15 protein-coding genes are annotated in these 15,585 nt (G+C 67.9%); 8 read left to right on the top strand and 7 right to left on the bottom strand.

Translation table 11 applies throughout. The annotated features are described in order from the left end of the window. Nucleotides 1-26: 26 nt before the first annotated feature. A complete protein-coding gene (locus ACYVDN_RS12520; RefSeq protein WP_460571924.1) occupies nt 27-2,495 on the bottom strand; it encodes a GMC oxidoreductase in 2,469 nt (822 codons plus the stop codon). 88 nt (nt 2,496-2,583) lie between these two features. Continuing rightward, on the bottom strand, nt 2,584-3,957 hold the full coding sequence (locus ACYVDN_RS12525) for an MFS transporter (RefSeq protein WP_460571926.1): 1,374 nt from the start codon (nt 3,955-3,957) through the stop codon (nt 2,584-2,586). Nucleotides 3,958-4,105: 148 nt separating this feature from the next. Here ACYVDN_RS12525 and ACYVDN_RS12530 point away from each other — a divergent pair, with 148 nt between their 5' ends. Continuing rightward, nucleotides 4,106-4,612: a MarR family winged helix-turn-helix transcriptional regulator gene (locus tag ACYVDN_RS12530; RefSeq protein ID WP_460571928.1), complete on the top strand. Its 507-nt coding sequence runs from the start codon at nt 4,106-4,108 to the stop codon at nt 4,610-4,612. A gap of 18 nt (nt 4,613-4,630) precedes the next feature. Here the strand turns inward: ACYVDN_RS12530 and ACYVDN_RS12535 are convergent, their stop codons facing one another. Together ACYVDN_RS12535 and ACYVDN_RS12540 are read right to left on the bottom strand one after the other, a co-directional pair. Beyond that, entirely contained in the window at nt 4,631-6,787 is a 2,157-nt protein-coding gene (locus ACYVDN_RS12535; RefSeq protein WP_460571930.1) for an ATP-dependent Clp protease ATP-binding subunit, read from the bottom strand. Nucleotides 6,788-6,937: 150 nt separating this feature from the next. Beyond that, the gene (locus tag ACYVDN_RS12540) at nt 6,938-7,333 is read right to left on the bottom strand and encodes a DUF302 domain-containing protein (protein WP_460571932.1); all 396 of its coding nucleotides are present in this window, start codon (nt 7,331-7,333) and stop codon (nt 6,938-6,940) included. Nucleotides 7,334-7,464: 131 nt separating this feature from the next. On the opposite strand from ACYVDN_RS12540, the gene ACYVDN_RS12545 reads away from it, so the two are divergent. After that, the gene (locus ACYVDN_RS12545) at nt 7,465-8,103 is read left to right on the top strand and encodes an HD domain-containing protein (protein WP_460571934.1); all 639 of its coding nucleotides are present in this window, start codon (nt 7,465-7,467) and stop codon (nt 8,101-8,103) included. A 51-nt stretch (nt 8,104-8,154) separates the two neighbouring features. After that, the gene (locus tag ACYVDN_RS12550) at nt 8,155-8,793 is read left to right on the top strand and encodes an HD domain-containing protein (protein WP_460571936.1); all 639 of its coding nucleotides are present in this window, start codon (nt 8,155-8,157) and stop codon (nt 8,791-8,793) included. Between the two features lie 17 nt (nt 8,794-8,810). On the opposite strand, the gene ACYVDN_RS12555 is transcribed toward ACYVDN_RS12550, so the two are convergent. Continuing rightward, a complete protein-coding gene (locus ACYVDN_RS12555) occupies nt 8,811-9,827 on the bottom strand; it encodes a GlxA family transcriptional regulator (RefSeq protein WP_460571938.1) in 1,017 nt (338 codons plus the stop codon). 96 nt (nt 9,828-9,923) lie between these two features. Here ACYVDN_RS12555 and ACYVDN_RS12560 point away from each other — a divergent pair, with 96 nt between their 5' ends. The 5 genes from ACYVDN_RS12560 to ACYVDN_RS12580 all read left to right on the top strand — a co-directional run bounded on the left by ACYVDN_RS12560 (nt 9,924) and on the right by ACYVDN_RS12580 (nt 13,866). After that, nucleotides 9,924-10,562: an HD domain-containing protein gene (locus ACYVDN_RS12560; RefSeq protein ID WP_460571940.1), complete on the top strand. Its 639-nt coding sequence runs from the start codon at nt 9,924-9,926 to the stop codon at nt 10,560-10,562. 55 nt (nt 10,563-10,617) lie between these two features. Then, nucleotides 10,618-11,592 carry an NADP-dependent oxidoreductase gene (locus ACYVDN_RS12565; RefSeq protein ID WP_460571942.1) on the top strand — a complete coding sequence of 325 codons (975 nt, stop codon included), beginning with the start codon at nt 10,618-10,620 and terminating at the stop codon, nt 11,590-11,592. A 57-nt stretch (nt 11,593-11,649) separates the two neighbouring features. Beyond that, nucleotides 11,650-12,777 carry a DNA-3-methyladenine glycosylase 2 gene (locus ACYVDN_RS12570; RefSeq protein ID WP_460571944.1) on the top strand — a complete coding sequence of 376 codons (1,128 nt, stop codon included), beginning with the start codon at nt 11,650-11,652 and terminating at the stop codon, nt 12,775-12,777. A gap of 148 nt (nt 12,778-12,925) precedes the next feature. Continuing rightward, the gene (locus tag ACYVDN_RS12575) at nt 12,926-13,228 is read left to right on the top strand and encodes a hypothetical protein (protein ID WP_460571946.1); all 303 of its coding nucleotides are present in this window, start codon (nt 12,926-12,928) and stop codon (nt 13,226-13,228) included. Nucleotides 13,229-13,269: 41 nt separating this feature from the next. Then, entirely contained in the window at nt 13,270-13,866 is a 597-nt protein-coding gene (locus tag ACYVDN_RS12580) for an acetyltransferase (RefSeq protein ID WP_460571948.1), read from the top strand. Between the two features lie 63 nt (nt 13,867-13,929). Here the strand turns inward: ACYVDN_RS12580 and ACYVDN_RS12585 are convergent, their stop codons facing one another. Both ACYVDN_RS12585 and ACYVDN_RS12590 read right to left on the bottom strand, forming a co-directional pair. Next, nucleotides 13,930-14,316 (bottom strand): hypothetical protein, encoded by a 387-nt coding sequence (locus ACYVDN_RS12585; protein WP_460571950.1) that lies wholly within the window; start codon nt 14,314-14,316, stop codon nt 13,930-13,932. Nucleotides 14,317-14,339: 23 nt separating this feature from the next. Continuing rightward, nucleotides 14,340-15,503 carry an inorganic phosphate transporter gene (locus ACYVDN_RS12590; protein WP_460571952.1) on the bottom strand — a complete coding sequence of 388 codons (1,164 nt, stop codon included), beginning with the start codon at nt 15,501-15,503 and terminating at the stop codon, nt 14,340-14,342. Nucleotides 15,504-15,585 lie beyond the last annotated feature (82 nt).

The following is a 15,585-nucleotide window of genomic DNA, read 5'->3' on the forward strand; positions in this document are numbered from 1 at the left end:
GCCGCTTCGCCCCCTCGCGCATGACGTCACCGCCTGGCGTGGGCGATGCCCGCGTAGGTCGACCAGAGCTCGCCGAGGAAGAGCCCGCCGAACCGTTCGATCGCAGCGAAGCCGAGCGGACCGGACGTCGTGAAGGTGGTCAGCTGACGTGCGAAGTCCAGCGGCTCGATGTGCAGCACCCCCGCCCCGAGCACCCGGTTGTCCGATGCTGCGAGCAGGCCGGTGAGATCAGCGGTCTCTTGCGGGATGTCCGGGTCGAGGTGCCCGGACAGGACTTGCACGTACAGCGTGGTTGTGTCGCCCCAGACGTCGAAGCCTGGGTCGTCGTGCACGTCTTTGTATCCGACGAACGTCATCGGGTTGCCGCCCTCACCCGTGACATGCAGTCGGTAGAGCATCCTTCTGCCCGAATCGCCCGTCGGATGCACGAAGAGGTTGAACCACCCGCGCTCGACCACGAGACGGCCGCCGAGCAGATCGGCGTCGAGGTAGCCGACCGCGGTTCCCGGGTGCACAGGATCCGCCGTGAATGCGTCGATGTCGGTGGCGGTGATCGTGAGGTGGAACATCATGTCCTCGTGCCGAAGCCGCGCGGTGGCCGCCGCCGACCGGGGGTCGCCGTCGCCGAGCGTGAAGTGTCCCTTCATCTCCTCGGTGAAGGCGACGGAGGTGCTCCCTGGCGTCGGGACGGTCGGCGCCTCCGGTGGTGCGGCAGTCGGTGCTTCGGCTGCCGATGCTGCGCCCGTCGCTGCCGCCTTCGACGATGTGGCCCGCCCCTTGGCGCCGCGGGTGCGAGCGTTCGGTGCGTTCCACGCCGTCTCGAGCATCCTGTCGCACGCACGGTCGCTCAGCGCCGCGATGGTCAGCGAAGGGTTCGCACCGACCGGACCGGGCATCGCAGCGCCGTCGACCACGTACAGTCCCGGCTGGTTGTACACCTCGGAATACGGGTCGCAGACCCCCTCGCGATCGTTGGCTCCGATCGGCGCACCGCCGAGCGGATGAACGGTGATGACGCGCTTCGCCCACCACAGCGGGTTGTCCTGGAAGTCGGCACCCATCTGCTCGGCGAGCGCCCTCATCGTGTCGTGCACGCCGGCGAAGTACTTCTCACTGGTGGCCAGCGTCCAGTCGACGGCGAGGTTGTCGTCGTGGATCGACATCACGCCATCGGGAACGTCCCTTCCCATGCCCAGCAGCGGCACAGAGGTCTCGGAGAAGACGCCGGATCCCAACGCGGCGGCGAGGTCGGACGAGAGGTTCGTGCGCCCCTCGGCGAACAGCCGGTTCTCGACGATGCGTGCCGCCAGCCGTGCAAAGCGGGGAACGGCCTGCCGCAGCTGCGACACCTCCATCAGCCAGTCGATGAAGCCGGGGAACCCGGCGTCCTCCACGTAGTGGCCACGACCCGGTGCGCCGTCGCCGTCGAGCTCGTCGGCGACGCGCACCGCAGTGGTGATCACCGGCCCCCGGCTGCCGTTCATCGGGTAGGGCTGCTTCTCGCCCGCGACTGCCTTCGTCGCATCGAGCAGGAAGGCGAGCAGGTCTCCGTTGCCGCTGAACCGGGTGCCGATCGCGTCGCTCAGGCCGGGCAGGCCCGCGCGGTTGCGCAGCAGCAGGTAAGTCGTACCGAAGGTGCCTGCACCGAGGATGACCTTCGACGCCCTGATCACGCGTTCGTCAAGATGACGGGTCGCGACCGCCTCGCCCGGATCGTGGATGACGTACCGAACCTCCCACGCCCCGTCATCCAGCCGCCGGATGCCGCGCACCTCGTGCAGGGTTCGCACGTCTGCAGGAGTGTGTGCCGCGACGGCCGCCGAGAGGTAGGTGTGGTCAAGGGTGTTCTTCGCACCGCTGTTGCAGCCGATGTCGCACTCTCCGCACAGTGTGCACGTCAGGCGCGTTGCGTGGTGGAGGTTTCCGTAGGCCGCAAGCGGGAGCTCACGACCGGGCTGCGCATCGTGGCCGGGTAGGGCGAAGGTGACGGCGAGGGGCGGACGCTCCGCGCTGAGTCCAGCCGCGCGCGCCGCGCTCTCGACCGCCTCCGTCTTCGGAGTGTCGTGGTACGGATACCGCGTCGCCCCCATCATGGCCTCGACACGGTCGTAGTGCGGGTCGAGGTCATCCCGCCCGAACGCCCAGTTCTCGTATCCTCCGCCCGGCAGTGGCGAGTACTTCACGAACCAGGCGGGATCCTTGCGCAGCAGCACGTTCGCGTAGATCAACGACCCGCCGCCGAGGCCGCTCGAGACGAGTCCCTCCAGACCGCGGAACGTCCAGGTGTCGAAGAGGCCGAAGAGCCCTTCGCTCGGGTCCCAGAAGTTGCGGCCGAACTCCGCGGGCGTGCGCGCGAACGACCCGGGCGGGTAGGGGCGGCCGCGTTCCATCAGAACGACGGATTTGCCGGCATCCGCCAGCCGATACGCGGCGACGGATGCCCCGAAACCCGACCCCACGATCACCGCGTCGGCGTACTCGACTGAATCCCCCATGACGGGACCCCCCAGGCACAGACAAACCTTGAGAAGCTCATAGCTTCGGGTGATCGTCATCGTACGCCCGGGCGGTGGCGCCCTGCAATCACATTGCCGGAGCCGGATGTCGCACGTCGGATTCGGCGGCGTGCTCACGTGGGCCACGCGCGACCAGCGCACGCTTCACCCGCCACGCTGCGAACACCGCGAACAGGCTGATCACGAGGTGGATGACCAGGAACACGTCGGCAAGCCCTGCACCCAGCAGCACCCCCGCCACCAGCGGGCCCGCCGCGGAGAACGCCGTCTGCAGCGCCGCGACCGTGCCGAGGGTCTGCCCCACCATGCCCTTCGGCGCCAGCGACGCCGTGAGCGGGTTGAGCACGGGGCTGTAGATCGTCTCGCCGACCGCGAAGACGCCGAACGTCATCACGAAGAGTGCCGACGCGATGCCAGGCATGAACTGCGCGACGGACAGGATGACCCACGAGACCGCCCAGATGCCGCCGACCGCCATCAGCAGCGCGGGCGCAGTCCGCTTGGCGGTGAGCTTCACGACGACCACTTGGATCGCGACGATCACGAGGCAGTTCACTGCCGCCGCGGTGCCGATCGCGGAGGGGTCGAGCCTCAGCGTCGTGAGCGCATAGGCGGGTAGTCCCGACTCGAACTGGGCATAGAAGCCCAGCGCAAGCGTGATCGTCACGACGGCCGTCCAGCGCATGGCCGGCTCGGCGAAGATCGCTCGGAGCGCGCCACCGAAGCGCCGCCTGCCCGGGTCGGCGTCTTCGCGGTCCATGACGGCGATGGCCCCGGTCTCGGCGTCGACGGCGCCGAGAGCGCGAGCGGATGCCCGACCCTCGTCATCCGCACCGGCGACGTTCACCGCAACGACCTCGTCCACGACCTCCGGCATCGGTCCGCGCGACCAGACCCGCGCCCCGGCGACCGCGATGATCGCGGAGGACAGCACGAAGCCGGCCGCGGCCATCACGAAGCCGATGTCGAGCCCGTTCGTGCGGTTCAGGTCGACGACCAGACCGGCGAGGAAGGCGCCGGCGGCCATGCCGAGCGACTCTCCGGTGAACTTGTACGCGAAGATCTTGCGGCGATCCGCATGGGATGACCACCTCAGCGCCAGCACCTGCTTGGCGGGCACCGCGGCGGAGAGCCCGAGTCCGAACACCAGCATTCCGGCGAGGAACGGCCCCGGCTGGTTCACGAAGACGAGCGATCCGACGGCCGCAGCACCGATCAGCTGCGAGACGACGACCACGACCACGGGGTTGAACCGGTCGGCGAGCCTGCCTGCCACCGGCGCGGCGACGAGAGCGCCGACCGAGAACAGCGAGGAGGCTCCGGCCGCGACGAGAGCGCCCCATCCGCGGGTATCCGCCGCATACGCGTACTGGAAGGGGAGTACGGCTCCCCACCCGAGCGATCCGATGGCTGACGCGAGCACGAGAAGCATCGCGCGCATGATGGCACCCCCTCTTGGGTCTCTGGTCGTCGGGCACGAGGCTCGTGCGGAACTCTGACGATGCGGAACTTCGACGACTTACGTTTCGAACCTGAAGTGTTCGATATCGAAATATTAGCAACCGAAGAAGGCGTGCGAGAATTCCCGTATGCCGAAAAAGACCCCGAGTGCCCCCGAACTGCATCGTCAGGCGGTCGCCACCTACGTCGCGGCGGGCGGCGAGGAGTCTGTGCAACGAGTGATCACGGCCGTTCAGAGCCTCACGAAGAAGCTCGACCAGTGGTACGCGCGGCAGCTCGCCGACCTCGACCTCGCCGCCGGGGAATGGTCGGTGGTCACGGCCCTCGCGAAGGCCGGTGAGCCGCTCACCCCGAGCCAGCTCGCCGATCTGACGAACGTCGCTCCGTCATCCATGACGCATCGGCTGGACAAGCTCGCCGAGCGCGGACTGGTCGAGCGCACCCCGGATGCCGGCAACCGCACCCGTATCTTCGTGAGCCTCACCGACGAGGGGTGGGAGCTGTTCGGCCTCGCGATCCGCGGGTCGGACGTCGTGGAGTCCGACGTGCTGCAAGACCTCAGCGACGCCGAGCGGGGCGAGCTCGCCCGCCTCCTCGAAGTGGTGATCGCGCGCCTCGACGACGTCGACGCGTAGCGGTCGGCCGCACCCCGGTCACTCGACCGGGGTGACCTCCAGGTGGTCGCCGTCGATCGCGAGGTCGACCCGCACGACGCTGCCGTCGCGGATGCGCCCGTCGAGCAGCGCCGTCGCGAGACGGTCGTCGATCTCGTGCTGCATCAGACGGCGCAGCGGGCGTGCCCCGTAGATCGGGTCGTAGCCACGCTCGGCGAGCCAGGCACGGGCATCCGGCGTCACGCCCAGCTCGAGGCGGCGCTCGTGCAGCCGCGCCTGCAGCCGGTCGATGTACAGCGAGACGATCTCGCCGAGCTCCTCCTCGCTGAGCGCGGAGAACACCACGATGTCATCGAGCCTGTTGACGAACTCGGGCTTGAACTCCTGGCGGACGAGCGCCTGCACAGCCTCCTCCTTCTCCGCCCACGTCAGCGACGGGTCGACGAGGAACTGCGACCCGAGGTTCGAGGTGAGGATCAGGATGGTGTTGCGAAAGTCGACCGTGCGTCCCTGTCCGTCGGTGAGACGTCCGTCGTCGAGCACCTGCAGCAAGATGTCGAATACCTCCGGGTGCGCCTTCTCGACCTCGTCGAGCAGGATGACGCCGTACGGCCGACGACGCACCGCTTCGGTCAACTGGCCGCCCTGCTCGTAGCCGATGTATCCGGGAGGGGCACCGACCAGGCGCGACACGGTGTGCTTCTCGCCGTACTCCGACATGTCGATGCGCACCATGGCGTGCTCGTCGTCGAAGAGGAACTCGGCGAGCGCCTTCGCCAACTCGGTCTTGCCGACGCCGGTCGGGCCGAGGAACAGGAACGAGCCGGTCGGACGGTTCGGGTCGCTGATGCCTGCTCGCGACCGACGCACGGCATCCGCCACCGAGTGCACGGCACGCTTCTGGCCGATCAGCCGCTTGCCGAGCTCCGTCTCCAGGTGCAGCAGCTTCTCGACCTCGCCCTGCATCAGGCGGCCGACTGGGATGCCCGTCCAGGCCGCGATCACTGCGGCGATGTCTTCCTCGGTGACCTGCTCGTTCACCATGCGCTCTTCACCGGGCGCGTTCTCGGCGCGCTCGGCCTCGGCGAGGTCGCGCTCCAGCTGCTTGATCGTCTCGTACTCGAGCTTGGACGCCTTGGCGTAGTCGGCCTCGCGCAGCGCACGGTCGCGCTCCGTCACGGCCTCGTCGAGCTTCTTCTTGAGATCGCCGACACGGTTGAGGCTCATGCGTTCGCGGGCCCACCGGGCTTCGAGGTCGGCGAGGTCTCGCTCGTGCGTCACGAGCTCCTCGCGCAGCTTGGCGAGACGCTCCTTCGAGGCATCGTCCTTCTCCTTCTTGAGGGCGAGCTCCTCGAGCTTCATGCGGTCGACCTGACGCTTGAGCTGGTCGATCTCGACAGGGGACGAGTCGATCTCCATCTTGAGCCGGCTCATCGCCTCGTCGATCAGATCGATCGCCTTGTCGGGCAGCTGGCGCGACGTGATGTAGCGATTGGAGAGCGCTGCGGATGCGACGAGTGCGGCATCCGAGATCGTCACGCCGTGGTGGGCCTCGTAGCGCCCCTTGAGCCCGCGCAGGATCGCGATGGTGTCCTCGACGCTGGGTTCGCCGACGTACACCTGCTGGAAGCGGCGCTCCAGCGCGGCGTCCTTCTCGATGTACTCGCGGTACTCGTCGAGCGTGGTGGCGCCGATCAAACGCAGCTCGCCGCGGGCCAGCATCGGCTTGAGCATGTTGGTTGCCGCGACCGACCCCTCTCCGCCGCCCGCGCCCATCAGCAGGTGCAGCTCGTCGACGAAGGTGATGACCTGTCCGTTCGACTCGTCGATCTCCTTGAGCACGGCCTTGAGGCGTTCCTCGAACTGCCCGCGGTACATGGCGCCCGCGACCAGCGCTGAGATGTCGAGCGAGACGAGCCGCTTGTTCTTCAGCGACTCGGCGACGTCTCCCGCGACGATGCGCTGAGCGAGGCCCTCGACGACGGCAGTCTTTCCCACGCCGGGCTCGCCGATGAGCACCGGGTTGTTCTTGGTGCGCCTGGTCAGCACCTGGCTGACGCGGCGGATCTCGGAGTCGCGCCCGATCACCGGGTCGAGCTTGCCCGCCTTGGCAAGCGCGGTGAGGTCGATCCCGTACTGTTCGAGCGCGCTCTTCTGCTCCTCCTGGCTGGAGGGTGCGCCCTGCATGTTCGCCATCTGTGTCTCTTTCCCCTTCACGGTGGCGCGGCATCCACCCCGGATCGGACGACGTTGACGTCGTCGACGACCACCGAAGAATGCCCCTACAAACTTGAGTCTATATGGCTCAACTTCGATGGCGCGACGGGTATTCCGGAATCGGTGCTGCTACGCGATCGCGTCCGACGCGATCGCGTCGAGCACGTGCGCCAGGGTCTCCAACGTGTCGATCGCTGCCCCGACGTCGAACTCGTCGGCGAGCGAACGAGGATCGCGGTAGACCAGCTCGGCACCGACCTGCTGCTCACGCACGAGCACCCTGAGCGGCAGATCGAGGCCGGCGCGCGGATCGGCGGTCATGATCGCGGTGCCCACGGCGGGATTCCCGAAGATCACGACGGTCTCCTCCGCCAGCTGCTGTCCGACGTCGCGCGCCGCCGCCGCATGGTCGATCTCGGCCATCACCGTGATGCCGCGCCGCTCCACGGCCGCGCGGAGTGCCGTCAGAACCTCATCGAAGGTTTTGTCGCTGTGTTTGAGGGTGAGCGTGCCGCCATCGGTCATGCGCCCATCATGCGTCCTGCGGGCCGAGGCGTCGACGGTATGTCCGAAATCGGGTAGTTCCTGGCCGGATCGCGGCGATGGGGACGGACAGTCCGGACGCACCGTAGAAAGGAGAAAGAAGGCAAATCCCCATGACCGACAACATCGCAGGCATCCAGATTCCCGAGACCGAGGCAGCGGCAGACACCACCCGCCTCGTCGAAGGGATGTCGAGCCCGCTGCTCTACGACCACTCACGGCGCACGTTTCTGTTCGCCGCCCTTCACGCCCAGAGACTGGGGTTGGAGCCCGACCTCGAGCTGTTGTACGTCGCATCGATGTTCCACGACGTCGGGCTGCAGACCCCTTACCCGGAGAAGGTTCAGCGCTTCGAGATCGATGGCGCAGACCACGCCAGGCACTTCCTGCTGAAGCACGGGTTCTCCGCCGATTCGGCCGACATCGCCTGGCAAGCGGTCGCACTGCACAGCACGCCGGAGATCCCAGGGCGCATGCGGCCGGAGATCGCGCTGACGAGCTTCGGAGTGCTGACCGACGTGGTCGGCTTCGGGCTCGATCAGCTGCCGGCCGATGCGGTGAGAGAGATCGTCGCCGTGCATCCTCGCGACGACTTCAAGCAGGGGTTCATCCGCGCGCTGCACGACGGCGTGAAGCACCGCCCCGACACGACGTACGGCGCGATCAACGCCGACGCCCTAGAACACCATTCGCCCGGATTCCGGCGCATCAATCTCGTCGAGCGCGTCATGAACTCGCCGTGGGCAGAGTGAGCCACCGACTGAACGAGCCCCGACTGACCGAAGAAGAGAAGGGACACCTCAGTGATCGAGACCATCGCAGGCATCCAGATTCCCGACACCGCTCTCGTGCGGGAGATCACCGACTACATTCGTGACACCGAGGATGAGCTGCTGTTCAACCACTCGCGTCGCGTATTCCTCTTCGGTTCGCTGATGGGCCGCGAGCGCGGACTGGATGTCGACGCGGAACTGCTCTATGCGGGAGCGATGTTCCACGACATCGGCCTCACTGCCGGGTACCGCTCGTCGCGGCTGCGATTCGAGGTCGACGGTGCGAACGCCGCCCGCGACTTCCTCCTGGAGCGCGGCGTCGAACCCGGTCGTGCGGAGAACACGTGGCTGTCGATCGCGCTGCACACGACGCCCGGCGTGTCCGAGTTCCTCTCACCGGAGGTGGCGCTCGTCACCGGAGGCGTCGAGACCGACGTGCTCGGCATCTGGTATCGGCACATCGGCGAGCAGGAGCGCGCCGAGATCGTCGCCGCCCACCCCCGCCCGCTGTTCAAGACCCGCATCCTGAAGGCCTTCACGGACGGCAACGAGCACCGCCCGGAGTCGACGTTCGGCAACGTGAACGCCGATGTGCTGGCGCGGTATGCACCCGGTTTCGTCCGCGAGGACTTCGTCGACGTCATCCTGAACAGCGCCTGGCCGGAGTAGCGCCGCTCCGCTCTGCACTAGGCCTCGGTGGCTGCGTGCCGGAGGGCAGTGCGGAACCGGCGTTGATACGCCGCGGGCGACATGTGGAGCTCACGGGCGAACACCCGGCGCAGGCTCTCGTAGCTCGGGAAACCCGCGCGCGCAGCCGCCTCGGTGGCGGTGTGGCCCTGGCTCAGCAGCGCCTTCGCGATGTCGAGCCGAACGGACTCCACGTAGCGCGCCGGAGTGGTGTCGAGCTCCTCGTGAAAGAGACGCGTCAAGTGTCGTTGGCTGACGTTGAGTCGCGCTGCGAGCGCAGCGAGGGAGAAGTCGCCTGCCGGGTCATCCGTGATCAGCTCGATCACCTGCCTCAGCGCAGGCGTCTTCGGCGGGTCGACCGCGAGCGGCACCGAGAACTGCGACTGACCGCCGGCGCGCTGCAGATATACGACCAGCATTCGCGCCACATCACGGGTGAGCTCGGCGCCGTGGTCCTCCTCGACCAGGGCGAGAGCGAGGTCGATGCCGGCGCTGACCCCCGCGGAGGTGTACGTGTTGCCGTCACGAATGTAGATCGCATCGGGCTCGACGGTGACCTCGGGGTACCGCCTCGCCAACTGGGATGCCACGCGCCAGTGAGTCGTGGCACGTTTGCCGTCGAGTTCGCCTGCAGCAGCGAGGATGAACGCCCCCGTGCAGATCGACGCGACCCTGGTCGACTTGCCTGCGAGCTCTCGGGCGGCGGCGGAGAGCTCGGGGGAGACCGGCGTGCTCGGGTAGATGTCGCCGCCCGCGATCAGCAGGGTGCCCGCCGGCTCGAAGTCCGCGACGGAGGTCGTGACGTCGAGTTTGATCCCGACGGAGGTGGTGACGTCCTCGCCGGTGGCCGAGACGAGTTCGACTTCGTACTCGGCACCAAGACGGTTCGCCTCGGCGAAGACCTCGGCCGGCCCTGCGACGTCGAGCAGCTTGACGCCGTCGAAGACCAGGATCCCGACCCGGTGGGGGCCGCCACGCAGTTTGCGCTCACGGATGTCCGGAATCGGGTGATTCATGACCGAACCCGTGCGGCACAGGGCACCGGGCGCGGCGCACCGTTGAGGCAGGACGAAAAGTCCGCCACCACACACCGCTCAGAAAGCGAAGCACCCATGTCCGAAATCATCGCAGGGATCGAGATACCCGACACCGCGCTCGCAGTAGACGCCACGCGCCAGGTCGCCGAGACCTCGAGTCCGCTGCTCTTCCACCACTCGCGGCGGGTGTTCCTGTTCGCGTCGCTGCACGCCGGCACGCTCGGGCTCTCACCGAATCCCGAGCTGCTGTACGTCGCCTCGATGTTCCACGACACGGGTCTTCACACGCCGGCCACCGACGCGGTGCAGCGGTTCGAGGTCGACGGCGCCGACAACGCCCAGCGCTTCCTCCTCGACCACGGTGCACGTCCTGAAGACGCCGCACTGGTGTGGTCGGCGATCGCGCTGCACACGACGCCGGGCATCCCCGGTCGCATGGCACCCGAGATCGCGCTCACGAATCTGGGCGTGCTCACCGACGCGCTCGGAGTGCGCTTCGACGACCTCCCGCCCGAGACGATCGACGAGATCGTCGCCGCCCACCCCCGCGGCGACTTCAAGAACGGCTTCATGCGCGCCTTCCACGACGGGCTGAAGCATCGACCGGACACCACCTACGGCACGGTCAACGCCGATGTTCTCGAGCGGTTCGTTCCCGACTTCCGCCGCGCGAGCATGGTCGACCGGGTGATGAACTCGCCGTGGGCGGCATGATCCCCACGCTCGCACGCGCACTTGCCACCATCCCCATCACGAAGAAGGCACACGAATGACCATCAGTGACACCCCCGAGTCGCGCCCCGCACAGATGAAGGCGCTCCGCGCCCACGCACGCGGCGGCCCCGAGCAGCTCGTCTACGAGGACGCTCCTGTGCCGCACGACCCGACGGGGACGGACGTGCTGGTGCGAGTCTCCGCGGCAGGGATCACGTTCGACGAGCTCACCTGGCCCGACACCTGGGAGGCCGACGGCGCGGACCGCACCCCGATCATCCCGTCGCACGAGTTCTCGGGCATTGTCGTCGCGATCGGACCGGACGCAACGGGATTCGCCGTCGGCGACGTGGTCTTCGGCCTCGTGCCGTTCAACCGGGACGGCGCAGCCGCGGAGTACGTGCTCGTGCCGGCATCCTCGATCACGCACACGCCAACGAACATCACGGATGCCGCCGCCGCTGCCGCCGTTCTGCCAGCGCTGACGGCGATGGAGGCACTGGATGACCACCTCGGGATCGAACCGGGCGGACGCCTGCTGATCCGCGGTGGCACCGGTGGTGTTGGCGCATTCCTCGTGCAGTTCGCGCACCGCAGAGGCATCGACGTGACCGCCACGGTGCGCTCGTCCGAGGCCGCCGATCGCGTACGGCAGCTAGGTGCGACGACCGCGCTCGTCGGCAGCGAGACGGACGACCTCGCGGCGGCGAGCTTCGACGGCGCGATCGATTCAGTGGGCGCGGGCACGCCCGAGTGGCTCTACGCGGCGGTGCGTCAGGGCGGTCGCCTGGTCACTCTGCAGGAGCCGCCGTCGACGGACCTGGCCGCGAAGTACGGGGTCGACGCACGGTTCTTCGTCGTGGCCGCGGATGCCGCAGCTCTCGGTCGGCTCGCCGAGGTGCTCGCCGCCGGCGACACCGCGGTTGCGATCGCCGAGACCTTTCCGCTGGCCGAGGGAGCGCCGGCCTACGCCAGCAGGAGCGCCGCGAAAGCGCCGGGAAAGACAGTGCTCCGAGTGCGGGAGGGCTGAAGGGTCATGTCGGATTTTCGCTAGGAGGCCGTCATCCGATGAGCCAGACTGTCGTGAGTGCATGAGGATTTCGAGCTGGTCGCTGAGCTCGGTGCTGGGCCGCTCGCGCTCGACCGTGGCCAGCGGGCACAGACCGCGCGGGTGCTGATCGAATCCAGCACGCTCCCGATGGCGGATGTCGCATTCGCGGCCGGGTTCAGCAGCATCCGCACGTTCAACGACACGGTCCGCGAGGTCTTCTCCCTCAGCCCGAGCGAGCTGCGCGCACGGGTGAAGCGTCATCCTCAGGCCGTCTCCTCCGGGACGCTCATTCTGCGCCTGCCGTTCCGGGCGCCATTGGCGCCCTCGAACCTGTTCGGACACCTCGCCGCGACCGCCGTGCCGGGCGTCGAAGAGTGGCGGGATGGCGCGTATCGGCGCACCCTTCGACTGCGCAACGGTTGGGGCATCGTCTCCCTCCGCCCGATGCCTGACCACATCGCCTGCCAGCTGACCCTCACGGATCTTCGTGACCTGCCCGTGGCCATCAGCCGGTCGCGCTGGCTGCTCGACCTCGACGCCGACCCTGTGGCCGTCGACGAGCTGCTTGCCCGCGACTCCGTGCTCGCCCCGTTGATCGCCGAGAGCCCGGGGCGTCGAGTTCCTCGCACGGTCGACGGCAACGAGCTCGCTGTTCGCATCGTCCTCGGCCAGCAGGTGTCGACCGCCGCCGCACGCACGCACGCATCACGACTGGTACTGGCGCACGGCGAGAGGATCGACGACCCTGTCGGGGGCCTCACCCACCTGTTTCCCGAACCGGATGCCCTTGCGGACATCGATCCGGAGACCCTTGCCATGCCGCGAACGCGCCGCGTCACGCTGACCACGCTCGCGGCGACGCTCGCCCGCGGCGACATCGACCTGAGCGCCGGCGCCGACAGCATTACGGCGCGCGAGGCGCTCGCGAAGCTGCCGGGACTCGGTCCGTGGAGCATCGAGTCCATCGCGATGCGTGCTCTCGGCGACCCCGACGCGTTCCTCGCCACCGACCTGGGCATCCGCCTCGCCGCCAAGACGCTCGGCCTCCCCGAAGCCGCAGGAGCCCTCGGTCGCCGTTCCATGGCCTGGAGCCCCTGGCGTGCATACGCGGTGCAGTACCTCTGGGCCACCGGACAGCACCCCATCAACCGGCTCCCCGACTGAGGCTGCTGAGCCCGCTGAGCCACCGCCGTAACCGGCGCTGCTCCTCCCCAGCGGGCCTCCGGTGCGTACACCCCACAGATCTCGCTGGCGTGGAGACCGAGGCTTTCGATTCTTGGAATCCTCGAGACATCAGCGAGAAGATGACGAGGTGTTCACCCTGACCGAAGCCCAGGCCTGGACCGTGATCGCCACGCTCCCCGTCGCCGTGTTCGGCATGATGACGCTCATGTCCACCATGGTCATCCGCGTACTCCGCACCGAAATCGGCGGACTCCGCACCGAGATGAAGGCGCTCCGCGGTGAGATGACGACACAGTTCACCGCGATGGGTATCCGAATCGATGGGGTCGGACGTCGACTGGAGAGCGTCGAGCGCAAGGTCGAGGGGCTCGAGGGCGACGTTCGCACACTGTTCCGCCGCACCTTCGGTGGCGACGGCGACGACAGATAACGCGTCGGCCGCACCGAAGCCGACCCTGCCAAGCTTGACGGGTGGCGATTGACGTACGCGTGCTGCGATCGGATGATCCGCGAGTCGGCACCCTGATGAACGAGGGATGGCGGCTGACGGCGCGATCGTGGGGCGCCGAGCTCGACGCCGGCGGGGCGGACACCGATCGGCTTGCCAACCGGCTCAGAGAGCTCGTGGCCAGAGCACGCCACCACGGGCAGCTGCGCGAGCTCGGGAACAGCGACGTCACGGCTGTGCTCGCCCTCGACGCGGCGACAATCGACGACTATCCGGGAGGTCCGGCGACGGGACATGCGGCGCTCACGCAGCAGACGGCTGCCACGTCGGAAACACGACGCGCGTTCGGGGCCCTCACTGCAGAGAACGACCTCGCCGCAGTGACCTACGTCGACATCGACCTTCCTTCGGCGGAGACCGACTTCACCGTGGTCAGGCGCGACTGGCGTGGGCGCGGACTCGGCACCGCGGTCAAGGCGTCGTCCGTCTTGGCACTGCTGGCTTCCGGGGTGACGCGCTTCCGCACGGGCGGGTCGAGCGAGAATGTCGCGAGCATGGCGGCGAACGCGTCGGTCGGATACCGGATCGACGAGGAATGGCTCACCCTGCGGCACCCATGATCGGGGCGATCCATGAATGCATGCCCCGAGCTGCTTCGCCGTCGACACCGGCAGTGGGTTCCCTCAGCTGTGGAAGGCGGGGATGACGAGGTAAAGACCGTATGCCGCCGCGACAATGCCGACAGCGAAGCAGAGCCAAGCTCCGATCGTGGCCACCACAGGTCGCTGCGTAGTGCGCGGCGGCTGCACGGCGTCAGGGCTGTCGGGCTCCGAACCCGCAGGGACGACCACGTCGGGAGCGCCCACCGCGAGCAAGCGGGTGCCGAATGCGTACGACACTGTGATGACGACCGTCACCGCCATACCGGCGACGAAGACCAGGAGGATCGAACCCCAGTCGACGCCGAGCCAGCCTGCCGGCGAAGGAGCCGCCGCAGCGGACTGGCCGGTCGCCGCCAACGGACTCGAGGCCAGTTTGCTCGAGATCAACACGCTCAGGGTCTGCATCATCGTGTCTCCGTGAAAATCGTTGGTTAGTTCTCGGCGCCGAGGGCGGTGGCGAGGCGGCGATCCGCGTCATCCGAGACATCGTTGACGTTCTCGGCTGTCACCGGCTTGCGACGGGACAGCGCGAAGATGCCGACCGCTGCCAGCACGGCAGCGACTACGACGATCGCCAGCCCGATCGGACCGGTGCTGGCTAGCCACGCGGCCAGTGCGCCCACCACTGCGGCGGAGGGAAGGGTGATGACCCACCCCGTGACGATCTTGCTCACCATGCCCCAGTGCACCGATGCCAGCTTCTTGCCCAGTCCGGCGCCGACCACGGCACCCGACGTGACCTGAGTCGTCGAAAGCGGAAAGCCGAGAGCCGACGACGTGAGGATGGTCGCTGCAGAGCTCGTCTCGGCGGCGAAGCCCTGTGGCGCGCGCACGTCTGTGATGCGCTTCCCGACGGTGCGCATGATCCGCCAGCCGCCGAGGTAGGTGCCGAGCCCGATCGCGAGACCGGAAAGCAAGATGACCCAGATCTGGGGACCCGTTGCCGCCTGCTGATATCCGGCGACGATGAGGGTAAGCGTGATGATGCCCATCGTTTTCTGAGCGTCATTGGTGCCGTGCGCAAGCGAGACCATCGAGGCCGACACGGTCTGACCGCGCCGGAATGCCGTGGTCGATCCGGCTGCCGTCGCCATGCGCGTGATGCGATAGACGAGGAAGGTCGCCACCAGCGCGACCGCCCCCGCGATGAACGGTGAGAGCACCGCCGGCAGGATGATCTTGGAGACGACGCCCACCCAGTTGACCGAGTTCACGCCGGCGCCGATGATCGCCGCCCCGATCAGACCGCCGAAGAGCGCGTGCGTCGAGCTCGACGGCAGACCGAGCAGCCAGGTACCGAGGTTCCACAGGATGGCGCCGACGAGTCCCGCGAAGATCAGCGGCACAGTGATGTTCGGCAGCCCTGTGTTAGCGCTCTCGTTCAGGATGCCTTCCGACACGGTCTTCGCCACGGCAGTGGAGAGGAAAGCACCCACGAGGTTGAGCACGGCGGAGATCAGCACCGCCACTTTGGGACGCAGTGCCCCGGTGGCGACGGAGGTCGCCATGGCGTTCGCGGTGTCGTGAAACCCGTTCGTGAAGTCGAAGAAGATCGACGCGGCGATCACGAGCAGGACCGGGATCAAGACATCCATCCGACTCTCCAATGGTGTTGGGGCGTCTGTCGCGCAGCCTCGACAGCCGTCGCAAGGGCACTGGCCAGCGACACTACGGCGG

The organism is Humibacter soli, assembly GCF_054779035.1.